Here is a 25,127-nt window from a genome sequence, read left to right on the forward strand (position 1 = left end):
TCTGACAGTCCCTTCTATGGATACATGCAGCGGCTCTGCTCAAGCAGAAGCCGCCTTCAGATTAATTTAGCGATTTAAATGACGAACAATAAACCAACAGCCGCAAGAACGAGGCCGGCCAGCCAGAATACGGCAACGACCTTCCATTCCGACCAGCCGACAAGCTCGAAATGATGATGGATCGGACTCATTTTGAAAATCCGCTTGCCCCTTAGCTTAAAGGATGCCACCTGCAAAATAACCGACAGCATCTCTAATACAAAAACACCGCCGATAATGATAAGCAGCAGCTCCGTCTTCGTCAAAATCGCCACGGCCGCGATGCCGCCGCCGATGCCAAGCGAGCCCATATCCCCCATAAATACTTTAGCCGGATGGGCGTTGAAGACAAGAAAACCGAGTACGGCACCAATCATGGCCGCAGAGAAAACGGCTGATTCATGCGCCGACGCTTGCAGCGCGACTACCGTAAATGCGCCGAATGCAATGGCGCTCGTACCGGCCAGCAGCCCATCAAGTCCATCCGTAAAGTTAACCGAGTTGCTTGCAGCGAACATAATAATAACGACTAACGGATAATAGAACCATCCAAGATCAAAGCCCCAGCCCGTTCCTGGAATGGTTATTTCCGTGCTGTGATTCATGTTGTACAGCATCGCGCATACAATAATTGAAAATAAAAGCTGTCCGAACAGCTTTTGGCGCGCCGTAAGTCCAAGCGATCTTTTGAATACGATTTTGATGTAATCATCCAGAAATCCGACGAGTCCAAAACCGAGCGATGCCGTCAGCAGCACCCAAAATTCCGGGGTCTTATCGGAAAATTTCAAAAATGCGATCATGAGCGCGATCATAATTATGATGCCGCCCATAGTCGGCGTACCGCTCTTTTTCAAATGGCTTTGCGGACCTTCCTCGCGAATTTGCTGACCAAACTTCAGACGCCTGAGCATAGGTATGAACAATGGTCCGAGCAAAACCGCTATCAGAAAAGAGGCGCCGATCGAAAATAAAATGACCATCATATCCATAACCTCACCCCACCTCTAATGCTTGGACAATCTGTTCCATCCGCATGCCGCGGGAGCCCTTAATAAGCACGATGTCCGAAGGCTGCAGCTGACCGCGGAGCCACTGGGCAAGCATATCTTTATCGTCAAAATGCAGGACAGCCTCTTCAGCCGCCGCACTTGGAAAGCGCGACCTCGTCCCCTCGGCCGTATGCACCGACAACGGGCCAAATGTCAGCACCGCATCCGCCTTGTCCGGCGTAATATAAGCACCCGCTTCGAAGTGCAGTTCCTTCTCCTCCGGCCCAAGTTCGAGCATATCCCCAAGCACGACCCATTTCCGGCGATAGCCCTCCAATTGCTCAACAAGATCAATTGCCGCACGAACCGCGGTAGGGTTCGCGTTATAAGCATCATTCAATAACATCGCTCCGTTAAAAGCACGAACCGGCTGAATCCTCATGCCCGTCAACTTCATGCTGCCGAGACCTTCCGCTATCTTCGCTGCCGGAACGCCGAAGAATCGGCCAACGGCAATAGCGGCGAGCGCATTGCTTACGTTATGCCGTCCTGGAACAGGTATGCGAACCGATCCCAGCCCGCTTGGCGTTCCATTAAAGACAGCCGTAAACGTTGCCGCTTCCGATTCGATCACAATATCGGCCGCCGACCATTCATTCCGTTCGCTTAGCCCGAAGGTCCGGCGAACGATACCGCTTGGCAGCGTCGCGCGATGCAGCTCTGCCTCGAGAAGCGGCTCATCGCCGTTGTACAACAGCAAGCCATCTTCGCTTAGCCCTAAAGCGATCTCCAGCTTCGCCCTCGCGATACCTGCTCTTGATCCCAGCTGAAGAAGATGCGCATCGCCGACATTCGTGATGATCGCTGCATCGGGCTGGGCGATTTTGGTCAACAGTTCGATTTCTCCATAGCCGCTCATGCCCATTTCAAGCACGGCAACTTCCGTTTCTTCATCGAGCTGAAGAACAGTGAGCGGCAAACCGATATGATTGTTCAGGTTCCCCTCTGTTTTGTGTACCTTATAGGATGTGCCGAGTATAGCCGCGGTCATATCCTTTGTCGTCGTTTTGCCGTTGCTGCCTGTAATTCCTACTACACGCACAACAAGTTCGCTCCGATAGGAGGAAGCTAACCGCTGCAGCGCAACCAGCGTATCTCCGACAATAAGCAGCGGAAAATCCGCAAACGCCTCCGGGACTTCGCGCCCCTTCTGCCACAATGCGGCTGCTGCGCCATTATTAACGGCTTGCTCCAAATAGTCATGCCCGTCGAACTGCTCGCCGACTAGCGGCACAAACAACTGACCCGCTTCGGCTCGCCGCGAGTCAGTTGTTACGCCCGATACAAGCAGCTCTGCCCCAATTCCATTCCATTTTGCGCCGCTCATCCCGGCTATTTGCTTGATCGTACGTTTAATCAATGTATGATTCCCCTTATCGCTTCTTTCGCTGCTATTCGATCGTCAAACGGATGCTTGACTCCGTTCATATCCTGGTAGGTTTCGTGACCTTTCCCCGCAATCAATACTACATCGCCTGGGCTTGCCATTTCAACCGCTTTTTGAATGGCTGCCCTTCGGTCGGCTATCAATTCGTATCTTAATGTATCAAAATCGTTATTTATAAGTCCGGCTTCAATGTCCTTCAAGATAAGCTCCGGCGGCTCCGTACGCGGATTATCCGAAGTAATCATAATATAATCCGCATACTTCGCTGCGATCAATCCCATCAACGGACGCTTCGTTCGGTCCCGGTCGCCGCCGCAGCCAAATACGCAAATAATTCGTTTCTCGGCGAACTGCTGTACGGCTCGCAGCACATTTTCGAGACCGTCAGGCGTATGGGCGTAATCCACGATCACCGCGAAGGATTGCCCGGCATTTACAGCCTCCACACGCCCTGGAACGCCGGGTATGGCGCTTAGGCTTGCCGTTATAGCTTCAAGCTCTACCCCTTCTATAAGGACGGCGCTTATGGCGGCTAATGCATTATAAACATTGAATTTGCCGGCCATTTGGAGTGTAACTTCCGCTTCCCCGCGAAACGTGCTGACATGAAAGGCGGTACCCTTTGCCGTGATTCGTATGTTCGACGCACGCACATCCGCTTCCTTGTCAATCGCGTAGGTCACAACCTCGGAAGCCGTCAGCTCCGCATACGTGGACGACAAGGGATCATCCGCATTAAGCACGGCGTACGAGCGTTCGCTCTCCTCGGCGGTATACACATTGCCCAATCGGGAAAAAAACAATCCCTTAACCGCCGCATAACGAGTCATTGTTTCATGGTAATCCAGATGATCCTGCGATAAATTCGTAAACACGGCCGTTCGGAAGCGGCAGCCCTTCACCCGCCCCTGCTCAAGCGAATGCGAAGATACCTCCATCGCGCAATATCGATTCCCCGCATCGCGCATCCGGCTCAAATACTGCTGCAGCTGGAGCGTTTGCGGAGTCGTGTTTGACATAGGGAATGATTGACCCGAATATCTCAGCTCTATCGTCCCTATAACGCCGGTCGGATGGTTCTGATCATTTAAAATTTGTTCAATTAAGTAGGTCGTTGTCGTCTTCCCGTTGGTTCCTGTGACCCCTATCAGCTTGATCGACTGACTCGGATAATGATAATAATAATTAGCGATAACGGCCATCGCAAGCCTTGAATCTCTAACGACTAATTGAGGCAGCTCAAGCTCAAGCTCCCGTTCCACTATGAGCGCAGCGGCACCGGCCGCCGCTGCTTGAGGCGCGAACAGATGACCATCCACCGTATGCCCTCGCAAGCAAATAAACAATTGGCCCGGCCGTATGCACCTAGAATCGTTTCCGATGCCGGTCAATTCCGTCTCCCCATCGCCAATCAACCGCGACGTTATAAGCAGCTCCGCAATTTCCTTTAAACGCATCTGCTTCAACCCCTCCCTTAAGCGCCAACAGATTCACTATATGCCGTCCGCGGCGCTCTCGTTAACTACCATTATAGTCAATGGTTGTGGGATATATTATCATCTTCGCCTAAATAGATGCGGATCGTGGATCCGCGATCAACGCGCGTGCCCGCAGCCGGAGCTTGCCGGATAACCGTTTTGCCTGAGCCGGCTGTTGTCAGGTTGAAATTCATATTCAAATCTTCGTAAATGTCTGATACCGATTTCCCCACCAGGTTCGGTACGGTAACGATCGGGATTTCACCATATTTATAGTTGCGTTCAATTTGCTTCTCGCGCGGCGGAATCTCCATGATCGACAATGCATCCTCCATAATGTTATGAACGATCGGAGCGGCTACAACGCCTCCGAACTGGATTCCCTGCGGATTATCTACCGCTACATAAATAACGATTTGCGGATCATCAGCCGGGGCGAAGCCGATAAACGAAACGATATGCTCGTTTGGCGAGTAGCGTCCGTTAATAACCTTTTGCGCCGTGCCCGTCTTGCCTCCGACCCGGTAGCCGTCGATAAACGCATTTTTGCCCGTGCCTTTGGCGACGACGCTCTCGAGCGCCTCTCTCACTTCCTTGGAGGTCTCCTCCGAAATGACCCTTCGAACCGCTTCCGGTTCTACCGTCTCCACCGTTTCTCCGGTTTCCGGGTTAATCCATGACTTGGCCACATGCGGCTTATATAACGTCCCGCCGTTAATAGCTGCAGATACGGCCGTAATTTGCTGAATCGGCGTTACCGATACGCCTTGACCGAAGGCAGTCGTAGCAAGCTCTACGGGACCGACCTGGCTAAGCTTGAACAGGATCCCGTTCTCCTCGCCGCCAATATCGATCCCCGTTTTCGTTCCGAAGCCAAAGCTTTTAATATATTCAAACAGCTTTACTTTTCCTAATCGGTTGCCGAGCGTTACAAAACCCGGGTTGCAGGAATTTTCCACGACCTCCAAGAAGGTTTGACTGCCATGGCCGCCCTTTTTCCAGCAGCGGAGCTTAGCTCCGCCCACCTCGATAAAGCCTGGATCGAAGAAGCGTTCGTTTTTCAAATCGACTTTATTTTCCTCCAAGGCGGCGGCAAGCGTTATAATTTTGAAGGTTGAACCGGGTTCGTATGTCATCCAAATCGGAAGATTCCGATTATAGACCTCCGAGGGGACTTCACGATATTTATCCGGCTCGTATGTAGGACGGCTTGCCATGCCGAGAATCTCGCCGTTATTAGGATCCATTGCAATGGCAATAATGCCGTCCGGCTGCAGCTTCGTCATCGCCTGATCCAGCTCCCGCTCCATAACCGTCTGAATCTGCTTGTCGAGCGTTAGCTGCATCGTAAGCCCGTCCTTCGGCTCGCTGTAGGTATCGGAGGAATTAGGCATTGCATTTCCCGCCGCATCCGCCAAAAACGCAACATTGCCGCCAATGCCGCTTAGCTCTTCATTGTACTTAGCCTCTATCCCCGTTAGCCCTTGATTATCAATGCCTGTGAACCCTAATACATGTGCCGCAAGACTGCCATAGGGGTAAAAACGTTTGTTGTCTTCTGCAACGACAATCCCTTTAAGCCCGAGAGCGCGTATTTGCTCAGCTTTATCCAGCGTGATTTTACGGCCGCCCGGCCCGAGCTTTACGATCATTTCTCTCGTTTTGATTTTTTTGAGTATCGTTTCCTCTGACATCTCCAGTAGCGGTGCAAGCGCAGCCGCCGTAATCTGATGATCCTTAATTTGTACCGGAATAGCAAATACAGTAGGCGCGCTGACATTATAGGCCAACTGCACCCCGTTACGATCTATGATTTCTCCCCGTTTCGCAACATATGGAATTTCGCGCCTCCATGAGTTCTCGGCCTTATCTGTCAGTTCCTTACCCTGCCATAGCTGCACATACCCGAGCCGTAAACTTAATGCCAGGAATGCTGCTCCAGCTAAAATAACAATTATGAATAAACGGCGTCTTACTGTCACATTGGATACCTTCATTACTTGTTCCCCCTCCGCTTGAACGTTTCGCGAGGAGCGTATGCTGACGCTCATTCCCAGCCTATTCGGGACAAGCGAAGGATAGAACAAGCTCTAAAGGAAGGCAACGGCATTGAGGAAGGCATGGAATGATCCCGATTTACTCTTCAGCGGCATTTCCAGCCTCATTCGCTGCTTCAACGTCTGCGACATCCGCAGCTGCATCCTGCTCTGCGCCTTCTGCCTCTTCGGCCGCAGCACCTGCGCCCGCTTCCGCTTCATTCGTCTGCCGAGGCGATCCTTGCGGCGGCGCGAGAACAACCTTCAATACCTTTACATTATTTAAGGTTTCCTCCTGCTGGGATACGACAAAGCCTTGCCCCTCCGGGATGAGGCGAATGCCGATCAGCGTCGTTAATTCCAGCGCATCCCGAAGCGATACGCCCGTTAAGTCAGGAATGGTAAGCTTATCTCTTTGCTCTGTAATTAAATAAATGCGCTGTGTCGGATGTACGGATGATCCAGAAGGTGGGATTTGCTGCAGCACCTTCCCGCCATTACCGACTAATTCGACGGTCATGCCCTTAACCTTCAACTCTGACTTCGCTTGCGCGATGCTCATTTCGGTTAAATCAGGAATCGTGACCGACACTTCCGTTTTCGTTGCATCCGTTTTAGTCTCATAGTTCGGAGTAACTCCCATTTTGCGCAAGCTCTTCAACACGATTTGTTTAAAAGCCGGAGCGGCTACCGTACCGCCCCCGACCAACGGATCGTTCGGTTCATCCACGACGATATAAACGACGATCTTCGGATTGTCCACCGGCGCATAACCGATGAAGGAGACAACGAACTTCGTTGCAGAATAATCGCCATCCACAACCTTTTGAGCGGTACCCGTTTTGCCGGCCACCCGATATCCTTCGATATAAGCGTTTTTACCGGTTCCAATTTCTTGGTCCGACACGACCTGCTCCAGATATTCGCCGACCTTGCGGGATGTCTTCTCAGAAATCACTTGCCTTACCAGCTTTGGCTCTATTTTCGTAGTCGTCTTCGTAACCGGATCGATGATTTCCTTCACGATTTGCGGCTGCAGAAGCTTTCCGCCATTCGCTACGGCCGCTACGGCTGCTACCTGTTGAATGGGAGTAACGGTTACGCCTTGTCCGAACGTAGCATTCGCTACTTCGAGAGGCCAATTCAGGTTCACGCGGCCACCCTGCTCGCCGCCAAGCTGTAAGCCAGTTTTTTGTCCGAAACCGAATTTCGCAATATAATCTTTAAATTTTGCTGCCCCCATCCATTCATAGCCGAGCTTGACGAAGGCAACGTTACTGGAATATTTTAAGCCCTCCAGAAAGGAAATCGTTCCCCAGCCCTCGCGTTTAATGTCTCGAATAGCCCTCGGTACGCCAGGAATGGAGATGCTGCCCGATTTGTACGTTTCATTCGGATTAAAGAGACCTTCCTCCACCGCTGCCGCAAGCGTTACGATTTTGAAGGTGGAGCCTGGCTCGTATAGTGATTTAATCGCATGATTGTAAGAGTTCGAGTTGTTTTTAGAATAATCATTCGGATTGAACTCCGGCACGTTCGCCATGGCCAAAATTTCCATCGTATTCGGATCGGCAGCGATGGCCGTCGCACTCTTCGGCGCATATTTGGTGACGATTTCCTCCAGCGCTTCTTCCACATAATGCTGAATGTCGCCGTCGATGGTGAGCTTAATATTTTGCCCGTCTTCCGCCGGCTGAAAATCGATTTCCCCTTCTGCAAGCTGAACGCGCTTGCCGTCCTTCTCATAGGTAATACGTCCATTTTCTCCGCTTAGCTGTTCATCGAAGAAGGCTTCGACGCCCGTCTTCGCTGCGCCGTCCATGTCCAGATAGCCAACTAATTGAGAGCTTAATTCATTTCTGGGGTAGTAACGCTTTAATTGATCAAACAGGTAAATACCAACATCAGACACCTTCTTTTCCTTCGACAGCTCTTTACTAAACTCATTGATTTGATCGGCTAGTGTTTTGTCGATTTGCCAGCCTCCATTACGCACCTCCCGATGACTAACATAGTCTCCGTTTTCCTTCTTTGCCATTACATGTTTACGAAGGTCTTCCTTCGATATACCGAGAATGTCGTTCAGACCGTCAATAATCTCTTCGGTAATTTCAGCATCATGGATAGCTTGCGGGTTGAGCGCCATATTATAGGCTAAAGTATCCATCGCAAGCACGTTTCCGTTGCGATCCATGATCGAGCCCCGCTTCGCAACAAGCTCTTCTTCTGTCGACCAACGGGTCTTCGCCAGATCATACCATTTTGCACCTTCTACGACCTGCACATAGTAGATTCGGCTTATTAAAATGAGAAAAAGGAGGGTCATTACCCCTCCAAACAACAGTGTCCGCAATCTAATTCGTTTTATCATCATCGTTCACCCTATTCACTCATGGCCGTTTTCGTCTCGCTGTCGCCCGTTCTAACCGATATGCCGCCTTCCAGCGAACTGACCATCCCTTGCGATTCGGCCATCCTGCGGATGCGTTCCGGATCGCTCAGCATTTCGACCTGCTTCTTTAAATCTTCCATTTCCACATTCATTTGTTGGTAGTCGTTATTTAACTGCTTGATATCCAAGTTCATATCATAAATTTGCGCGTAGCGGAAAATAATAACGCCGGCGACTAAAACGCACATGACTACCGTGAACAGATACAATAGCTTTTCTTGTACCGGTAATGATTTACGTGTTACAACAACACGCTTCGTCTCTTTGATAACCGTCTGCTTATCCTGCTTTCGCTTCGGCTGCAGAGCCAAATTGCCATTCACGTACGCCAATTCAATTCCCCCTCTTACAATTTTTCTGCTATTCTAAGCTTTGCCGATCGGGCGCGCGGATTGCGCTCAAGCTCTTCCTCGCTGGGAACGAACGGCTTGCGATTAATCAGTTTCACAGTCCCGCTATTTCCACATACGCAAAGCGGAAAATCCGGCGGACACGTACATTTCTCCACGAACTTGGCGAATATTTGCTTGCAAATGCGATCCTCTAATGAATGGAAAGTAATAACGGAGGCGCGTCCTCCTGGCTTCAAGCAGCGAATAGTCTGCTCAAGAGCATCCTCCTCCGCTCCAAGCTCATCATTAACGGCAATTCGTAACGCTTGAAAAGAACGTTTGGCAGGATGTCCGCCGGTTCGTCTCGTAGCAGCCGGAATAGAAATTTTAATCAGCTCCGCCAGCTCGCCCGTTTTCTCGATGGGCGCCTTTTCCCTTGCCTTCACAATATTGCGGGCGATCGAGCGCGCGAACTTCTCCTCGCCATACCGGTCCAATATGCGGGAAATATCGCGCTCCTCCCACGTATTCACAATCTCGTAGGCAGTCAGATCTCCCTCTCGATCCATACGCATGTCAAGGGGGGCATCGTGATTATAGCTGAAGCCCCGCTCCGCCTCGTCTAACTGAGGACTGGACACGCCAAGATCGAATAAAATCCCGTCCACCTGAGGAACACCTTCCAGCATAGGTACGTTGCAGCCTCTTAGCTCCTGCTCCAAATCTCGGAAGTTGCTTCTTACCAGCGTTACTTTATCCATATAAGGAGCTAGCCGTTCGCGAGCATTATCCAGCGCCCAGTCGTCCTGATCGAATGCGATTAACCGCCCTCCATCGCCTAGACGGGATGCAATAAGCTCGCTGTGTCCCGCGCCTCCAAGCGTACAATCGACGTAGATGCCGTCCGGCTTCATAGCCAAACCGTCAACCGCTTCTTCCAAAAGCACTGTAATATGCTGAAACACACTTCAGCCCTCCCATTCTCGTTGTCCATTCTAGAAGTTGAAATCGAAATCGACGAGCTTCTCGGCAATTTCGTTAAAGGTTTGTTCCGATTGCTCATAATAGCCGTCCCACGTCTGTTTGCTCCAAATCTCTACGCGGCTGGATACGCCGAGAACCATGCAGTCTTTGTCCAGCTTTGCATACTCGCGAAGGTGACTGGGTATGTTTACCCTTCCCTGTTTGTCGAGCTCGCATTCGGTTGCTCCAGAGAAGAAAAACCGGGTAAACGCCCGCGCGTCTGACTTCATCAGCGGCAGAGACTTCAGCTTTTGCTCCAGAACGCTCCACTCGCTCATGGGATATACGAATAAGCAGTTATCTAAACCTCGTGTTGCGATAAACGAAGATCCTAGAGATTCGCGAAACTTTGAAGGTATGATGATGCGGCCTTTCTCGTCAATGCTATGTTGATATTCACCCATAAACATATTTCCGCTCCACCTTCTCCCCTAAGTCCACCACTTCGCTCCACTTTTCCCCACTTAGATACAGTAGTTCGCCACCTAAAATAAAAATCCTGCTCTATGAGCAGGATTTTTTGAAAATATTTCACACTATTAATGATTGTTGTCCTTAGTGCTCTTTTCCTCATCGGCAGGCGATCGCCTGTTTGCTGCTGTGCGTTTGCGGCGCCGCGAGAGCCAAATAGCCGGAACGGCAATTACGGCAAGCACGGCAAACACCGGCAAAGCCCCGGCTATGATTACGAGCAATAGCTTTAAGCCTTCCCATACAACCTTCGCGCTTCCTTCGATAGCGTCAGACATCCTTCCCCCTAAGTGAGGGTTCTCCGAAGAAGACAGTCTGACCGTTTGATCCGTTTGGTACATACGAAGCTCGACGGTGGAGAAGGACACATTGCTGTCCAAGTATCGTATTCTGCCTTTTATCCGTTCAATATCCTCCTGAACCTCACCTAACTGCTGTGAAAACTTCAGCAAATCGTCTGCCTTCACTGCTTTATCCATCATGGCAAGCAGCCTTTCCTCCACAAGCTCTCTCGCCTTCAGCCTCGATTCCAGGTCCACGTACTCCTCGGAAACGTCCTTACCCCCGATATTGCGCTCGAAGTTTCGATGCTCGATCTGTTCCACCCGATCAATAAAAGACATAAATCCGGCTGCCGGCACCTTGATCGTGTAGCTCGAGCCTATCTCTCCGTCATGCCTCGTATCTTGAAATTGCAAAATATAACCGCCGCTTTGATGGATCGCATTGCGAAGCGTGGTCGCAGCAGATGCAAGCTCATCTACTTGCATACTTAAGGTTGCCGTATAAATTATTTTTTGATTAAAGCCATCGGCCCCGGCTGCGGTTTCAGAAGCAAAGCCGCCGCCAGCGACCGAGTCCTCATCGCCTGAACCATCTGCAGCTTTGTCGGCATCAGCGGCAAGCGCTTCATTCGAGGCCGATGCCGAGTCGTTCGCAAAGCTACCATTTTCTTCTGCAGACCCAGCTTGACTTTCCCCGGCGGTCTTGGAATCAGCCATATTGCGATCGCTGGATGAGCAGCCGGCAAGCAGACCGATCACAATGATAATGACAGCCCATAAATACAGCCCTTTTTTCTGTTTATACAAAAAAATCCCCCCTGCTATTTTTACCTTCAGACGTCAAATAGCAATAAAAGGTTACAACAAAAGAAACCGCGATTGCTCGCGGTTTCTTTTGGTGGCTGCCTCATGCCATTATTCAGCTTCCTTCCAGCTGTCGAGGTATGCAATTTGCTCCTGCGTCAGTTTATCGATCCCGAAGCCAAGCGACTCCAGCTTCAATCTCGCTACCTGCTCATCAAGCTCGTAAGGCACGTTGACGACTTTATTGCCGATTGTCTCGTATTGCTCGTTCACGTATTTCAAAGCTACCGCTTGAAGAGCAAATGTCATATCCATAATTTCTGCGGGATGACCGTCGCCAGCCGCTAAATTAACCAACCGTCCTTCAGCGAGCAAATAAATGCTCCGTCCGTCTTTCAGCTTAAACTCCTCGATATTGCGGCGAACCGTGCGGACGCTCGATGACATTGCAGCGAGCTCCAGCTTATTCGCCTCTACGTCAAAGTGGCCCGCATTCGAAATAATGGCCCCGTGCTTCATAACCTCATAATGCTCGCCGCGAATGACGTCGCGATTACCCGTAACCGTCACAAAGAACTCGCCGACCTTAGCCGCATCAATCATCGGCATGACGGCAAAGCCGTCCATATAAGCCTCAACCGCTTTGATCGCGTCGATTTCCGTAACTACAACGTTTGCGCCAAGACCCTTCGCACGCATCGCTACGCCTTTACCGCACCAGCCATAGCCGACGACGACAACCGTTTTGCCCGCGACCATCAGGTTTGTCGTCCGGTTAATGCCGTCCCATACGGATTGGCCCGTTCCGTAACGATTATCGAATAAATGTTTGCAGTAAGCATCGTTAACGGCTACCATCGGAAATTTTAGTGAACCTTCCTTCTCCATCGCCTTCAAACGAATGATGCCCGTCGTCGTTTCTTCCGCCCCGCCGCGCAGGTTTTCGCCTAGCTCCGGATGCTCCGAGTGCAAAATCGTTGCCAAATCGCCTCCGTCGTCGATAATGAGATCCGGCTTCCACTCCAGCGCTTTAATGTTAAGCTCTTTAAATTGCTGCGCGCTCGGATTGTATTTCGCGAATACGGTAATACCGTCCTCAACAAGCGCGGCGCAAACATCGTCTTGCGTCGACAGCGGGTTGCTTCCCGTAATCGTTACCTCCGCTCCGCCCGCTTTAACCACTTTAGCCAGATAAGCCGTTTTCGCTTCAAGATGAAGCGCAATCGTTACTTTAAGCCCTTTAAAGGGCTGTTCCTTCTCGAATTGCTCACGGATCGTATTTAGCACAGGCATATGCGCCTGTACCCAATCAATCTTCAAACGACCTTCGGGCGCCAACGATAAATCGGCGATGATGCTTCTCTCCAGCGTGCTCATTTTTAAAATAACCTCCTCCAAAATAGTTGTATCTCATTCTCATGCTTGACTTATAAATAAACGATCTCGTGTCCGCCCGTGCGGTGATAAGGAGCCTCAAGCAGTTTCTCCAGCCAAATCAACTGATATCTGTTCCAATAGGCAGTCATGTTCAGAACCCGCTCCTGCGGCTTACCTTGCGGCTTAATAGAAAGATGAATGCGATCAAGCTGGCGGATCGATGCCTCGAATTGCTTGTTAAAGGCGTCCACCGTCTTGGAGCCCATATAATTGATTTGTTCAACGATTTTTTGCAGATTTGTGTCCCCCAGCTTGGACAGCGACGGCTGAACGCCCGCCGCCAGCTCCAGAAGCGGCTTATAGAGCGTCTCGAAGGATTGACGCGCCTCGGCGAATTGCCGTTCAATGGATAATCCGTCTTGCAGCTTCAACCATTTCCCCTTGCGCTCCTCGAAGCGCTCCATTACATCCTCGAAGGTGAGCTCATATTTATCCAAATGCTTGGCGACCGTTCCCTCTACCAGCGTATAAGACATACGCGGCACGACTATCGGCATTTCCATGCCGAGAATCCGGAACGCCTCTCCGGTTAAGGCCCAATACGCAATTTCACCTGGACCTAATACAGCGGCAAGGACAGGAAACAAATAATCCTGCATAAGCGGACGCGTAAGCACGTTATTACTCAACTGCTGCGGCTGTTCGTCAGCGATTTGCAGCAGCTCCGCCGCAGATAAGCTGATTTGGCCTTTGCGATCCTGAAATCCGCCATCCCGCTTGTGCAGCAGCGTTCGCTCATCGCCGCTTGCCGATTGAAACAGAAATAGATTGGCGCTGCCCGGCGTTACTTCCGCCTGCAAAGTATAACCAAGCTGCTTTATCCGCTCCGATGAAGCCGAATAGGCCTGTTCCAATTCGTCATTACGTTCAATCAATTGCCGGAACATCGGAGCTTCTAAGCCGCGAACGTCCCGATCGTCCGCATCGAGCAGTACCAAGCCCCGCTTACCGAATAAATGGCTCAAAAGCATAGCGAACATGTCGGACAAAGAATTTGCCTTCTGCGACATTGTTCGCAATTCATCCAGCAGCGCAGGCTTAAATTCAGAATGCGGCAACGCTAGCTCCAGATCGGCAAGGAGCTTCTCCCAATCCTCAAGCGATATCGCCGTACGGCTCACGGATGTGCGCGACCCCTCGGGACGGACGGACGCCAGCTTGCGCAGCTCCTGCTCAGCGGTGATTACAAATGCATGATTGGCTTCCTCCCAATCATGATCCTCGCCGGCGACCCAAAAGACCGGCACAACCTCTCTTCCAAGCTGCTCGCTCGCCGACTTCGCGGCAGCTATGATCGTTACAGCTTTATGTATAACGAGCAGAGGACCGGTCCATAAGCCGGCCTGCTGTCCTCCAACGACTACGGGCGCACCTTCGGCAATCGCCGCAATCGAGGCGAAAACCTCAGGTGCAGCGCCTGCCTTCTCATTATAAGCACGAAGCACGCCAGCTATCGCGGCGGCGTCCGCTCTAACATTGCCGCTTTCCTCCAAACGCTTCAACCGTCTATCCCAATCCTGCTCCGCCCCGGCATGGTAGCCATACAAAGCCTCGACCCGACTATCCGTCCGATGTATGTAAGCTTCAGTCAAAGGCTGAACGCCCGGCATTGAATATGTTTCAGTTCTCATAGCGCAGCCTGTAACCTCCCGCTTGTAAGTCGCGTTAGCGACTTCGCTTCAAAAATCTTAACATCGTAATTGTACACAAAGGTTAAGCCGTCCGTCAAAGCAAAAACGCCTCTCTTGGAAGAGAGGCTTCTCATACGATTATATTAGGCCGCACCGGTGAACAACATTTTACCAAATCCGATACACATAAACACGACATAAAGTAAGCTCATCGTAAAAAAGCTAAGCCTCCAAACGGTCCGAAAAATCTTTTTGGCATCGATACTTCCGCGCGTTCGAAACTGCGCATTGCCCAGCAGCCCCGCTCCAAGAAGCATAAACAATAAAATACCGTAAAAGCCAAACTTGCTGCCAAACAGATTGTCGAACAACACGGCCACGCAGCCAATCAAAAAGGCAGTTGTAATATCCATTGCCAATCGGAACGCTTTCTTCCGGTCGCGGATAAAGGCTCCGTAGCCAAACAAGACGATGATGAAAGGAATGATTGGAATGACCGCCAAATAAGCGTATAAATAGGTGATGCTTTCCCAGATCATCGCCATCTTTCCTCACTCCCTCTTATCCGGCTTCGAATATAGTGCTTGTACTAGGACGGTTATTGCTTTATTAAGCGGCGCCGATAAATGATTACTATCCGCTATCCGAACGATCTCTCCATTTATCGCATCGATTTCCGTTGCTCTGCCTGATCTCACGTCGTTCAGCATCGATGAAACGTTGCCGCTGGTCTGCTTGCATACGTCAATGATCAACTGCCAGCCGTCAATCGTTAAAGTCATGCCCGCCGCCCGAAGCACCTGCTCCGTTTCGGTATGAAGCGCACGCATAAGCGCTTCCCGCAACGGATGATTGGGCAGCTCGCCGTTCGTTACGTCATACATGGCTGTCAAAGGGTTAATCACCGCGTTAATCAACAGCTTATTAAAAATACGATTCTCCATGTCATTCGACAGAAAGGAGGTAAATCCTGCCGATTCCAGCAAGGATACCAACATTTTTTGCAGATTTTCGAGGGTATCGTCTTGATTACGTTCATTTCCATTCCATTTCCCGAGCCACAGCTGTCCTTTTCCGGTATGCTGTACAGAACGGGCATCCAATCGTTTCGCCCCCTCGGTCGTCACGGCCGTAAAGAGCGCTGCGCTCGGCAGCCTGCTTTTTATCCGCTCCATATGGCCGATCCCATTCTGCAGGCAAACGATCGCCGTGCGCTCTTGCCCGCCGTATGCCGCCAGCTCCGCCAGCCTGAATAACAGCCGTTCATTCAAATCAGTCTGCTTCACGGTCAGCAATATAACCCGGAACGGGCTATTCTGACGGTCGGTCTCCGTCTCCCTTGCAGCCGCAGCTAATTCGATCCACATGCTCCCTGCAGGCACAAGCTGCTCGCTGCCGCCTGACGCCAGCAGTCGAATGCCTTCATCCCTAATCTTAGCGGCCTGCTCCTCGCTTCGCGTCCATACCGTGACCTTAGCTCCCGCTGACGCGAGACGCCCGCCAAATAACAGCCCGATTGCCCCGCCGCCAACCACATCAATATGCACATTATCCCCCATTCGGTCACAAGTCCCCTTTCCAGTTCATCTGCTCCGGACCAAATAGACTCTAGTTACCATAGTGTTCCGCTACATTATAGAGACCATCGTATCAAATCTTCTCAAAATAAAGCAACATAAAGAGAGGCATGCCTGCTGGCATGCCTCTCTCAATTCTTCTTTAAAAACCTATTCAATACGTTCTAAATTGCCGTTCGCATCCATCTTGAATCTCGGCTTTACTTCTTCATCGTTCGTCAGAACCGTCAGCCTTCTGGCGCGATCCATAATTTGAATCAACGTCTTGTAATCATCGTTGACCGCGCGATAATCCGTCTGAACATTATTGACTTCTTTGGACAATCTCTCATTCTGATCGCGCAATCGATATAGCTCTTCCTCTTTGTCTTTCATGTCCTTCTCATACATTTTGATTTGACGCGTCAAATCCTGATAGGTCGACTTCCAACCGCGAAGAAAACGAATAACAGCATCGATCGACAGCCCTTCCTCGAGTGAACTGCTATCCTGTTTAAAAGCACGTTCATCCGATTCAAAAACGGATAAAGATGAAACATGCGGCGTTGCGACAATCGTTTGTTTTTTCAAATAATTACGTTTCTGGCGCTGCTGCTTTGCGATTTGAATAGCATCCTCATACCGCTTGCGGACACAGCTGTTCCAGCGGAAACCGCATGCTGCGGACGTGCGTCCGATTCGTTCCCCTACTTCTTCGAATGCGGCAAGCTGTGTACTTCCTTCGCGAATATGGCGTAGTGTAACCTCGGCGAGCATAAGATCGTCGTCCGGACTCCACGCATCTTGTCTAACTGCTGTCATGCAACGAAAACCTCCTAACGTAAAGGCGCTTACTTTATCTCTATGCCCTTGGTAGAGTTCATAGAATCTATTGGATACTAAATTGTATAACCATTTTTTCGCGCGCTCATACATGTTAGCGGTTATATTTGAACAAACTGAATGCAGGCATGCTGAAACGATCAAAAAAGTTTGCGATTTCGTCACGGTTGCAGGTTTACACTTATTTCTCCAAACGTTATAATGATCATTAGAAAATCGGGTCGCAGCGAGAGGGGGATGTTAACATGGCACGTATGTATCGGGTACTTGGTTTTTGGTGTCTCGTAATCGGACTAATGGCTTTTGCAGGCCATATGACGGAATTTGCGCTCTTGTTTTTCGCGCAGGCCGTTGCTTTCGTATTTCTGGGCTACCTGAATTTCTCCGAGAGAACTTACATATTTATGTTCTGGGGTTATATGGTCATTTCTTTCGTAGGGTTCACGTATTGGTCTGTTTTCAAAATGGACTTGCCGTTCTAACTCAAAATGGCATGCTTTATACAGAAGCAGAATAAAACGGTGTCTGTCCTCAAAGGACTGACACCGTTTTATTTTCCCGTTTCCTATTTTTTATCCAGCACCATCACCTTGAACGTCTCGCTCATTTGATCGCTGAGCAGCAACTGCCTGATCGCGCGATTCATCCTTGCGGTCTCGCTGAATGGATCGACGCCGTCATGACTTTGAAGCAGCTCGAGCACGCCATTTTCAAGCAAAAATTGCTTCTGGGTAGAATAGCTGATCAACTGCCAGCCGCTTTCCTCAGCTGCATGGCGAATAAAGGTAAAGGGCACATGCGAAGTGATATCCTGCTCGCCTAAGCGCTCATACGGGCTGTCGCTTGCTTGATGGCGCCAGTAGCACATAAGCGTCCCCAGCATGCGATGCTCCGCCGCATACTCCGAAGACTCATGTCCATAATCGATTAGTATTAGGCGTCCCTTGGACATCACTTTCCCAAGCCGCTGCAAAAAGTCGGAAGCAGCCGCATGAATTTCCGTCCGCTGCTCTTCCAGTAATTGGATGCCATCTCTCGACAGCCATCCCTTGATGCGGGAGTCGGTAATCGGCATATACGCCTCAATAAACCCCAGCTGTGCATTGCCGGCAACGCCCAGCTCTACGAGCTTGCCCTCCACGCACTGAATGCGATGGACAGGAAATGCGTCAAGCAGTTCATTGGCAACCACCAGCGCAGGCCTCTGCAGCAGTTTTCCGCTCCATGCCTCCTCGGACGATAAAATAATCGGCTTTTTCTCCGAATCCCTGACACAGTCTAAGCGGGCGAACGCTTCGAGCGCGGCATATTGATGCAGCGGATGATCCTCAATGAGTACGCTTCTAAACTTCTCATCCCATTCATCGCATTGAGCCCTGCCTGCTTCAGCCATTTGAGCCGATAATCTGCCTGTGCCGGCTCCCCATTCGACAAGGTTAAGCCTTTCACTAACGCTAATGCCATAAGTCATGGAATAACGGGCAAGCACCTCCGCCAGCACCCGGCCAATGCCCGAGCTCGTATAAAAATCCCCTTCCTTTCCGATTCGTACCGGACCCGAGCGATAATAACCATACTGCTCATCGTATAAGCAGTGGCTCATATACTCGCGGAAAGAGATGCAGCTAACTATCCGTTTGCTGCCTTCAGCATCTATGTACCAACCAGCCGAAGCGGATTCGGCTATTCGCTTCGCAATGAATGCCGCAAGCGCATTTTCCTTCATCGTTCGATCATCCTTTTCCAAATGTAAGATTGCTGAGATATAATAAAATGAATTGCCGCATAAAATAATTGCTGAGGAGGGAGGATTCCGTTGATTGAACCCGCAAAGCGACATATCACCCTATCAGCTGCTGCCGTGCTCCTGTGTGTATTGCTTCTGCTTCGGCTTCCTGCTTCGGCCGAGCCCCTGGCAGTTGAAGATGATATTCATACGCTGCTGGAAAACAGTTTATCTATCGTCGAAATCGACAAAGAAATCGAACGCATTCAAGAACAGAAAGAGCAGCTTATGCTAAGCATGAATGATACCGAACGGCAATTAGCGCTTCAGGAGCAGCTGGTTTCGGACAAGCAGGATGAGGCGGGAAGCGTTCTGCGCGCTTACTACACGGGTGAACGAGATTTTTTGTTTACCGCGCTATTATCCTTTGACTCCTTGTCCGAATGGTTTCAAATGATGGATTATGCCGAATTTATACTTACACACGACAAGCATACTCTGAATACTTACGTGGAGCAATACAGGAAAGTGAAGGATGGCTATAACCGGCTTGAATCGAGGAATGAGGAGCTTAAGGCTGTAGAACGGCAGCTTCTGGCTCAGCGCTCCCGCGTATTAGCGCTTGAACAGCAGCTCGACGAGCAGCTTGCAGGACGGTCTGATGCTGAAAAGCTGCGATTATTAATGAACGAGCTAACCTCCTTCTGGGAGTCAGCAGGCATAGACGAGGTTAAGCAATATTTCCGCGCGCTTTCGGAGGCGATGCAGAAGCTGCCTGGCTGGGTCCAAGAAAATAAGCAGCTGCTGGAGATTAAAGGTTTTCAATATACGATTACAGTGCCGGAGAAGGACCTGAATACATTCCTGCGCGAGCAAAACGACATTTTCAATCATTTCTCCTTCCAATTTTCGGACGGCAAAGTAACCGCGCAAGGGATGCGCGACAATATGGAAATTCGCATCACCGGTCATTACACGGTTGAGAACGAGCCCAAAAACAGCATCCTATTCCATGTTGACGAGCTGTTGTTTAACGGATTTACGCTGCCTGACACTACCCGCCAAGCTTTAGAAGAAGAATTTGATCTTGGCTTTTATCCCGATTTAATCGTATCCTTTCTGAAAGCAAATGCAGTGAGCATGAAGGATGGCGAGCTCACCATTCAGCTAAGCCTAAAGCTGTAAACAAAGAAGAGACTGTCCATGTCAATAACGAGGCAGTCTCTTCTCTGTTTGTTAACCCGCATGGAGCGCTTCGATATAAGCACCCAACTCAAAACCTTCCTTTGAATATAACTGCCATTGCTCCTCACGGTATTGCCATTTCTCCGCCCATAATGGATCAGGAAGCGGCAATTGGTCATCAGGCTGATTAGGCTCCAGCAGCTTCCGCCACCAAGCGGGCGGAATTTGATCTTGTTCCACATCCATGCTGCTGTTGGATGTGTATAACGAGGCGCTCACAGGCAGTTGGCCAAAGCGCTCATAATTCAATTGTTGATGATGGACGTCCGTCATCTCACCGATCCACAGCATGGCCTCCTCCTCTGCTTTGCTATTTGACGAAATGACATAACTTCGGCCATTTAACCAAGGATAATAAATATGATCGCGATCTACGATCAACTCTTTCCGGACACTCTCACTAAGCTTCTCATAAGTATTCCATGGTAAAACGGCTGCTAAAAGCTTGTTTTCGAGAAAAGCTTCATTCAATTCGTCTGCAGCTTCCGTCTTTATGAGACTAATATGATTTTCCATCGTCTGCAGCCACCGCAGCTGTTCCATCTGAATTTCGTTAAAATGCCGCATATTGATCAAGTTGGAATGTTCCGATTGAAACGCCGCCAACCACCCAAGCTGCTGCTTTAAATCTCCGATGCTCCAATTCAAAATACGCGTGCCGGGATCGATCTCGATCGCCTTCGCGGCGGCTGCTTGATAGGCAGACCAATCGGTTGGCGGATCCTGCAAACCCGCCTTCTTGAGCAGAGAGCCGTTCCATACAACGATATAGGGATTTACGTCTCTGGGCATTCCCCACAAATAGCCATTCCACTTCAGCGGGTCCAGCAGTCCAGGCATGTGGTCGGATAGCGAATCGCCCGTTATAAGGCTATCCGCAGATTGCAGAAACCCATGCACGGCAAATGGTTTTACAAACCCGTTATCGAGAAGCATAACATCTGCCGCTATGCCCTGCTGGCTCTGCCGCGTCCATAGTTCGTAGGCTTTGGAAGCAGAAGCTTCGTTCGTCAACAGCACTTGGATATAAGAATATTTCATCATAAAATTTTGATTCGCCTGAACAAGCTGATGGAATTGATCCGCCGGCAAGGAAACGTTTACATGAATTTCAGTGAGCTGATCGACTTCGGGCTCGCCTTCAACAGGCTGCACGTTTGATTTTCCATCCGGCTTGCCAAGGCTTGCAGGATCCGCGTTGCGTGAGAATTGAACGAGTAACATTGCTGCTAGCAGTAACGCGCCGATAACAAGAGGCACATATTTTCCGGGGGACACAGCCTTCTTCCTTTCATCCTTAGATCTACTAAAAATAGGATAACAATAAATTCCTTTCTTGTCCAAATGAACCTGCAGAATGAACAAAAAAAAGATCCCCCTCGACTGGAAGGAGAATCTCATTATTTTAAAGTAAATCAGCCGCAAGCTGCGCAAGCTTTGAGCGCTCGCCCTTCTCAAGCGTCATATGTCCGCTTATTCCTTCGTTTTTGAACTTTTCTACGATATGCGTCAAGCCATTGCTGATCGAATCGAGATAAGGATGGTCAATTTGCTCCGGATCTCCCATCAGGACGATTTTACTGCCCTCGCCTACGCGGGATACGATCGTTTTTACCTCATGCTTGGTTAAATTTTGGGCTTCATCGATGATGATGAATTGTCCTGGAATCGACCTGCCGCGGATGTAGGTTAACGCCTCTACTTGTATGCTGCCCATCCCCATCAATATTTTATCGATGTCCCCGGCCTTCTTCGTATCGAACAAATATTCCAAATTATCATAAATCGGCTGCATCCACGGACGCAGCTTCTCTTCTTTCTCACCCGGTAAATATCCGATATCCTTGCCCATGGGAACGACCGGTCTCGCAATAAGCAGCTTCTTGTATTTATGCTCATCCTCCGTCTTAAGAAGGCCCGCAGCAAGCGCCAGCAGGGTCTTCCCGGTACCTGCTTTACCCGTAAGCGTCACAAGCGGGATATCGTCGTTCAGGAGCAGCTCCAGCGCCATGCGCTGCTGAGCATTCCTCGCCGTAATGCCCCATATGGGATCATTGCTCAAATATAGCGGCTCAAGTCTGGCTCCATCCTGACTTACCTTGAGAAGCGCGGACTTCGACGTCCCCATTTCATCTCGCAAAATAACAAACTCATTCGGTTTAAGACGAATCGTTAGATGCATATTGTTTACGGTAAGAAACCGATACGTATAAAATTCGTCGATAACGGCCGGATGAACGTATAACGTCATATAACCCGCATAGAAGTCTGAGGAGATGACGACCCGGTCTGACAAATAATCCTGAGCCTGCAGCCCGAGCACGTCGGCCTTGATTCTGACCAGCACATCTTTGCTGACCAAGACGATGCTTCTCTTCTCTTCCCCTTCTTCTTGCTCTAAATGGTAATTTAGCGCAACCGCTAATATTCGATTATCGTTCGACATTTCCCCAAACATTTCTTGCACGCGCATAAAGCTCCGGTGGTTTAATTCCACTTTGAGCAAGCCTCCGCTGGGAAGCTCAATCCCCTCATGCAAATGTCCTTTCTCCCGCATTTTATCGAGCAGGCGGGAGATCGAGCGTGCATTGCGTCCCAATTCATCAGCAAGTCTTTTCTTAGAATCGATTTCTTCCAACACTACCGCCGGAATAATGACTTCATTATCATCAAAAGCGAAAATCGCTTGCGGATCATGAAGCAGCACATTAGTATCGAGCACGAATATTTTTTTCATGAGAACCCTCCCGGCGTTGAGTATTCTTTCGAAGGCATACATAGCTTTGCTTAGCTGCGGGTAAACTATGACGGACAAGCAAAATGATTATTTTCAATGAAAAAAGAGGTGGCAGACATGCTCAAATGGCTTACTTCAGCGATTATTGTTGCGATTGTAGCGACAGGCTGCAACACCGTCGCACGTAATGAAACATCACCCTCTCCACAGAGTAATGGCCGTGTAGAAGCTCAGCAAACCGATCCCCGAAAAAAAGAAATTAAAAACTCGGAACAAGTAGCGGTACATCTGGAGCAGTTAGCCAAAGGCATTAACGGCGTAAGGAACGCGCACTGTGTCGTGCTCGGCAATACTGCGATTGTCGGCATTGATGTAGATGCCAGAATGGAACGTTCCCGGGTAGGTACGATAAAATATTCCGTTGCCGAAGCATTTCGTAAAGACCCCTACGGCATAGATGCTCTTGTTACAGCAGATATGGACCTTCAACAGAGGCTTAATGAAATTGGAGCTGACATCAGACGCGGCAGGCCTCTAGCTGGCTTCGCCGAAGAGTTGGCCGACATTATGGGACGAATCGTTCCGCAGCTGCCTCGCGATGTCCTGCCGCAGGAGCCTGGAAGGCAAGAACTCCAAAGATGAATAAGATATTTTAATATTAATATTTGGTAAAAGGACTCAAAAGACACAAAAAGCCTAGTGAAAAATCACTAGGCTTTTTTTATAGCAACAAACTTCCGTTCAAAGGCATAGTCCGCCGCAACATTGTACAGTAGAACGATGAGACGCTTGCGCAAAACTTCAATCATTTGTCCCGATCTTGCTGTTACGGATTCGGTCACTCGCATGACCTCCTTCTGAACAGATTTCAAATATGGCCTCTGTAGCAACATTATATATATAATATTAGCTATAGTCTATGGTTATTCAGCCATTTTTGCCTGGAGCGCGGATCGAGCTTCGTCAAGCTTAGCTTCGTCAAGATAAACGTATGGACTTTTCCAGTTTCCTTCGAGCGGAATAAATGTGATGTCGCTGCGATTAATTCCCAGGTACGTTGTCATCAGGCTTTTTATTTCTCTGGACGGCATGTTCATGGTTAGATTATTTCCGACGGCTTCGATGACCGAGCCAATCCTCGCCGCTCCGCCAAACGACTTCAGCTTATCTGTCAAAGCGCCAATAACCTCGCCCTGTCGTCGGTTTCTGTCGAAGTCGCTTGACATGTTCCGTCCGTCATTCGACTTGCGGTATCGGACGAAATCAAGCGCTTGATCGCCGTTCAGCACCTGAAAGCCCTCCTGAAGATCGATATTCGTGCCGTCAGCAGTGTCTCTGTACTTCATGCGCATATCGACATTGACCTCAACCCCGTCAAGCGCATCGACAATATCCGCAAATCCTTGGAAGTTTATGACAGACGCATATTTCACATCAATACCGAACAGCCCGCTCATGACATTGCTTACCTCTTGCTTGGCATCGGCATAGGCCGCTTCCTTCTCCAGCCCGTTTTTTAACCCGTAGCTGTAAAAATCGGCATAAAAACCATTTGCCTTACGCGCTCTGTAGCCCTCTACTTCAATTCTGGAATCACGGGGAATGGAGACAACCACAGCCGATTTCGTATTCGGATTAAAGGCCGCTACCATCATGACATCCGTATTCAAGCCGCCCCCATGAGAACGTGAATCCAGTCCCATCAGCACCATGGCGACCGATTTTTCTTTGACCGACTCCCCGGCGGGAATGTCAACCGTATCGTTATCTACTCCAATGTGCTGGATGGCATCATCAGCTTTGAATACGACATAAGCAAGACCCGCGGCTATAATGAGCAGCATGCTGAACAATAGAACAAAAAACGTTTTTAAAATTGAACGCTTTTTGCGCGGTTTTTGCTTTTTCGCCTTTGACGGTCCGCGAGCACCCGTTCTTGGAGGAAATGATGTCGAACCTTGACTCATATATGTCACCTTCAAGCTCAGTTATATTTTGGATTCGATTCGATGTCCGAAAGCAGCTGCTCAGCTGCTTCGCGAGGGTATAGCTGAAGCTTTGAACGGCCTTCCTTGTCATATCTCACATGGACCATCGAGTCATCGATCTTCGAAATTTCAAAATGAGTAAGCCCGTGATCCTCCGATAATATTTCCGCAAAAAAATTCACGGTATCCATTGCTGCGTTGTCATCGGGACGCGCGTCCGCGACCAGCCGGATCTGCAGCCAATTGAATAAGGCGTCCTCGAGCTTCATTTGCCGGGTTCCGCTTTCTGCGGCGCCGTTTCGGCTGCTTTGCTTCCCTTCCATTTATCGTACAATTGACGGCCGCGGAGCATCAGCATCATAAGAACCGCTACCCCCATACATTGGATAATAGGTAGCTTATCAACCTGTAAAATCATTAAAATAAAAGATCCGAACGCAATCAACGCATACACAAGTATCTCTTTCAATAACGGCAGCTTCTGCTGAGCACGAAACACTTTGTTGAATATGTAAATCGTAAAGCCCAGTATAAGCAAATAAGAAACCAGCTTATGATCGCTTAGCCACGCTTGCATGCAGAGTACCTCCTTTTTCTTGCAGGAAC

General features: G+C 49.7%; 24 protein-coding genes. 3 read left to right on the top strand and 21 right to left on the bottom strand.

Features of this window, described 5'->3' with window-relative positions:
- Window positions 1-74 precede the first annotated feature (74 nt).
- From mraY to L1N85_RS12930, 14 genes are all read right to left on the bottom strand, one after another.
- A complete protein-coding gene (gene mraY / locus L1N85_RS12865) occupies window positions 75-1,031 on the bottom strand; it encodes a phospho-N-acetylmuramoyl-pentapeptide-transferase (protein WP_235238625.1) in 957 nt (318 codons plus the stop codon).
- 4 nt (window positions 1,032-1,035) lie between these two features.
- Window positions 1,036-2,451: a UDP-N-acetylmuramoyl-tripeptide--D-alanyl-D-alanine ligase gene (locus tag L1N85_RS12870; protein WP_235238628.1), complete on the bottom strand. Its 1,416-nt coding sequence runs from the start codon at window positions 2,449-2,451 to the stop codon at window positions 1,036-1,038.
- Window positions 2,448-3,935, bottom strand: a complete 1,488-nt coding sequence (locus tag L1N85_RS12875) for a UDP-N-acetylmuramoyl-L-alanyl-D-glutamate--2,6-diaminopimelate ligase (RefSeq protein WP_235238629.1) — start codon at window positions 3,933-3,935, stop codon at window positions 2,448-2,450. Before L1N85_RS12875 ends, L1N85_RS12870 begins: the two co-directional genes overlap by 4 nt.
- Before the next feature lie 77 nt (window positions 3,936-4,012).
- On the bottom strand, window positions 4,013-5,953 hold the full coding sequence (locus tag L1N85_RS12880; RefSeq protein WP_235238630.1) for a stage V sporulation protein D: 1,941 nt from the start codon (window positions 5,951-5,953) through the stop codon (window positions 4,013-4,015).
- A 139-nt stretch (window positions 5,954-6,092) separates the two neighbouring features.
- Window positions 6,093-8,318 (bottom strand): penicillin-binding transpeptidase domain-containing protein, encoded by a 2,226-nt coding sequence (locus tag L1N85_RS12885; RefSeq protein ID WP_235238636.1) that lies wholly within the window; start codon window positions 8,316-8,318, stop codon window positions 6,093-6,095.
- A 56-nt stretch (window positions 8,319-8,374) separates the two neighbouring features.
- On the bottom strand, window positions 8,375-8,767 hold the full coding sequence (gene ftsL / locus L1N85_RS12890) for a cell division protein FtsL (RefSeq protein ID WP_235238820.1): 393 nt from the start codon (window positions 8,765-8,767) through the stop codon (window positions 8,375-8,377).
- 23 nt (window positions 8,768-8,790) lie between these two features.
- On the bottom strand, window positions 8,791-9,741 hold the full coding sequence (rsmH, locus tag L1N85_RS12895; RefSeq protein ID WP_235238639.1) for a 16S rRNA (cytosine(1402)-N(4))-methyltransferase RsmH: 951 nt from the start codon (window positions 9,739-9,741) through the stop codon (window positions 8,791-8,793).
- A 30-nt stretch (window positions 9,742-9,771) separates the two neighbouring features.
- Complete coding sequence (gene mraZ / locus L1N85_RS12900) at window positions 9,772-10,209, bottom strand: division/cell wall cluster transcriptional repressor MraZ (protein WP_235238647.1); 438 nt, start codon at window positions 10,207-10,209, stop codon at window positions 9,772-9,774.
- 129 nt (window positions 10,210-10,338) lie between these two features.
- Window positions 10,339-11,361: a DUF4349 domain-containing protein gene (locus tag L1N85_RS12905; protein WP_235238649.1), complete on the bottom strand. Its 1,023-nt coding sequence runs from the start codon at window positions 11,359-11,361 to the stop codon at window positions 10,339-10,341.
- A gap of 108 nt (window positions 11,362-11,469) precedes the next feature.
- Window positions 11,470-12,735, bottom strand: a complete 1,266-nt coding sequence (locus tag L1N85_RS12910) for an adenosylhomocysteinase (protein ID WP_235238658.1) — start codon at window positions 12,733-12,735, stop codon at window positions 11,470-11,472.
- A gap of 50 nt (window positions 12,736-12,785) precedes the next feature.
- Window positions 12,786-14,426: a bacillithiol biosynthesis cysteine-adding enzyme BshC gene (gene bshC, locus L1N85_RS12915; protein ID WP_235238666.1), complete on the bottom strand. Its 1,641-nt coding sequence runs from the start codon at window positions 14,424-14,426 to the stop codon at window positions 12,786-12,788.
- Window positions 14,427-14,569: 143 nt separating this feature from the next.
- Window positions 14,570-14,971, bottom strand: a complete 402-nt coding sequence (locus L1N85_RS12920; protein WP_235238669.1) for a DUF3397 domain-containing protein — start codon at window positions 14,969-14,971, stop codon at window positions 14,570-14,572.
- A 6-nt stretch (window positions 14,972-14,977) separates the two neighbouring features.
- Window positions 14,978-15,985, bottom strand: a complete 1,008-nt coding sequence (locus tag L1N85_RS12925; RefSeq protein ID WP_235238671.1) for a ketopantoate reductase family protein — start codon at window positions 15,983-15,985, stop codon at window positions 14,978-14,980.
- Between the two features lie 168 nt (window positions 15,986-16,153).
- Window positions 16,154-16,804: an RsfA family transcriptional regulator gene (locus tag L1N85_RS12930; protein ID WP_235238674.1), complete on the bottom strand. Its 651-nt coding sequence runs from the start codon at window positions 16,802-16,804 to the stop codon at window positions 16,154-16,156.
- 266 nt (window positions 16,805-17,070) lie between these two features.
- Between L1N85_RS12930 and L1N85_RS12935 the strand changes: the two genes are divergently transcribed.
- On the top strand, window positions 17,071-17,307 hold the full coding sequence (locus L1N85_RS12935; RefSeq protein ID WP_235238683.1) for a DUF2626 domain-containing protein: 237 nt from the start codon (window positions 17,071-17,073) through the stop codon (window positions 17,305-17,307).
- 83 nt (window positions 17,308-17,390) lie between these two features.
- On the opposite strand, the gene L1N85_RS12940 is transcribed toward L1N85_RS12935, so the two are convergent.
- Window positions 17,391-18,551, bottom strand: coding sequence for a class I SAM-dependent methyltransferase (locus L1N85_RS12940; RefSeq protein WP_235238691.1), 1,161 nt, complete (start codon window positions 18,549-18,551; stop codon window positions 17,391-17,393).
- 90 nt (window positions 18,552-18,641) lie between these two features.
- On the opposite strand from L1N85_RS12940, the gene L1N85_RS12945 reads away from it, so the two are divergent.
- Window positions 18,642-19,736 (top strand): coiled-coil domain-containing protein, encoded by a 1,095-nt coding sequence (locus L1N85_RS12945; RefSeq protein WP_235238693.1) that lies wholly within the window; start codon window positions 18,642-18,644, stop codon window positions 19,734-19,736.
- A gap of 51 nt (window positions 19,737-19,787) precedes the next feature.
- On the opposite strand, the gene L1N85_RS12950 is transcribed toward L1N85_RS12945, so the two are convergent.
- Both L1N85_RS12950 and L1N85_RS12955 read right to left on the bottom strand, forming a co-directional pair.
- Window positions 19,788-21,074, bottom strand: coding sequence for an extracellular solute-binding protein (locus L1N85_RS12950; RefSeq protein ID WP_235238696.1), 1,287 nt, complete (start codon window positions 21,072-21,074; stop codon window positions 19,788-19,790).
- Window positions 21,075-21,201: 127 nt separating this feature from the next.
- Complete coding sequence (locus tag L1N85_RS12955; protein ID WP_235238699.1) at window positions 21,202-22,533, bottom strand: PhoH family protein; 1,332 nt, start codon at window positions 22,531-22,533, stop codon at window positions 21,202-21,204.
- 117 nt (window positions 22,534-22,650) lie between these two features.
- On the opposite strand from L1N85_RS12955, the gene L1N85_RS12960 reads away from it, so the two are divergent.
- A complete protein-coding gene (locus L1N85_RS12960; RefSeq protein ID WP_235238708.1) occupies window positions 22,651-23,175 on the top strand; it encodes a YhcN/YlaJ family sporulation lipoprotein in 525 nt (174 codons plus the stop codon).
- Between the two features lie 68 nt (window positions 23,176-23,243).
- Here the strand turns inward: L1N85_RS12960 and L1N85_RS27170 are convergent, their stop codons facing one another.
- The 4 genes from L1N85_RS27170 to L1N85_RS12975 form a co-directional block, all read right to left on the bottom strand.
- The gene (locus tag L1N85_RS27170) at window positions 23,244-23,375 is read right to left on the bottom strand and encodes a hypothetical protein (RefSeq protein WP_268818268.1); all 132 of its coding nucleotides are present in this window, start codon (window positions 23,373-23,375) and stop codon (window positions 23,244-23,246) included.
- Between the two features lie 81 nt (window positions 23,376-23,456).
- Window positions 23,457-24,500 (bottom strand): LCP family protein, encoded by a 1,044-nt coding sequence (locus L1N85_RS12965; RefSeq protein ID WP_235238711.1) that lies wholly within the window; start codon window positions 24,498-24,500, stop codon window positions 23,457-23,459.
- A gap of 17 nt (window positions 24,501-24,517) precedes the next feature.
- Complete coding sequence (locus L1N85_RS12970) at window positions 24,518-24,790, bottom strand: hypothetical protein (protein ID WP_235238713.1); 273 nt, start codon at window positions 24,788-24,790, stop codon at window positions 24,518-24,520.
- Window positions 24,787-25,098 carry a YlaH-like family protein gene (locus L1N85_RS12975; RefSeq protein ID WP_235238716.1) on the bottom strand — a complete coding sequence of 104 codons (312 nt, stop codon included), beginning with the start codon at window positions 25,096-25,098 and terminating at the stop codon, window positions 24,787-24,789. The genes L1N85_RS12970 and L1N85_RS12975 overlap by 4 nt, the downstream gene beginning before the upstream one ends.
- Between the last annotated feature and the right edge of the window lie 29 nt (window positions 25,099-25,127).

The organism is Paenibacillus alkaliterrae, from assembly GCF_021532375.1.
GTDB classification, from domain to species: domain Bacteria; phylum Bacillota; class Bacilli; order Paenibacillales; family Paenibacillaceae; genus Pristimantibacillus; species Pristimantibacillus alkaliterrae.

Excerpts from the sequence above, each read along its gene's own strand:
- L1N85_RS12955 (WP_235238699.1), bottom strand. The coding sequence starts at position 22,533 with ATGAAAAAAATATTCGTGCTCGATACTAATGTGCTGCTTCATGATCCG.
- mraY (WP_235238625.1), bottom strand. The coding sequence starts at position 1,031 with ATGGATATGATGGTCATTTTATTTTCGATCGGCGCCTCTTTTCTGATA.
- L1N85_RS12960 (WP_235238708.1), top strand. The coding sequence starts at position 22,651 with ATGCTCAAATGGCTTACTTCAGCGATTATTGTTGCGATTGTAGCGACA.
- L1N85_RS12935 (WP_235238683.1), top strand. The coding sequence starts at position 17,071 with ATGGCACGTATGTATCGGGTACTTGGTTTTTGGTGTCTCGTAATCGGA.
- bshC (WP_235238666.1), bottom strand. The coding sequence starts at position 14,426 with ATGAGAACTGAAACATATTCAATGCCGGGCGTTCAGCCTTTGACTGAA.
- L1N85_RS12880 (WP_235238630.1), bottom strand. The coding sequence starts at position 5,953 with ATGAAGGTATCCAATGTGACAGTAAGACGCCGTTTATTCATAATTGTT.
- L1N85_RS12925 (WP_235238671.1), bottom strand. The coding sequence starts at position 15,985 with ATGGGGGATAATGTGCATATTGATGTGGTTGGCGGCGGGGCAATCGGG.
- L1N85_RS12965 (WP_235238711.1), bottom strand. The coding sequence starts at position 24,500 with ATGAGTCAAGGTTCGACATCATTTCCTCCAAGAACGGGTGCTCGCGGA.
- L1N85_RS12930 (WP_235238674.1), bottom strand. The coding sequence starts at position 16,804 with ATGACAGCAGTTAGACAAGATGCGTGGAGTCCGGACGACGATCTTATG.
- L1N85_RS12975 (WP_235238716.1), bottom strand. The coding sequence starts at position 25,098 with ATGCAAGCGTGGCTAAGCGATCATAAGCTGGTTTCTTATTTGCTTATA.
- L1N85_RS12910 (WP_235238658.1), bottom strand. The coding sequence starts at position 12,735 with ATGAGCACGCTGGAGAGAAGCATCATCGCCGATTTATCGTTGGCGCCC.
- L1N85_RS12885 (WP_235238636.1), bottom strand. The coding sequence starts at position 8,318 with ATGACCCTCCTTTTTCTCATTTTAATAAGCCGAATCTACTATGTGCAG.
- L1N85_RS12970 (WP_235238713.1), bottom strand. The coding sequence starts at position 24,790 with ATGAAGCTCGAGGACGCCTTATTCAATTGGCTGCAGATCCGGCTGGTC.
- mraZ (WP_235238647.1), bottom strand. The coding sequence starts at position 10,209 with ATGTTTATGGGTGAATATCAACATAGCATTGACGAGAAAGGCCGCATC.
- L1N85_RS12875 (WP_235238629.1), bottom strand. The coding sequence starts at position 3,935 with ATGCGTTTAAAGGAAATTGCGGAGCTGCTTATAACGTCGCGGTTGATT.
- L1N85_RS12940 (WP_235238691.1), bottom strand. The coding sequence starts at position 18,551 with ATGAAGGAAAATGCGCTTGCGGCATTCATTGCGAAGCGAATAGCCGAA.
- L1N85_RS12920 (WP_235238669.1), bottom strand. The coding sequence starts at position 14,971 with ATGGCGATGATCTGGGAAAGCATCACCTATTTATACGCTTATTTGGCG.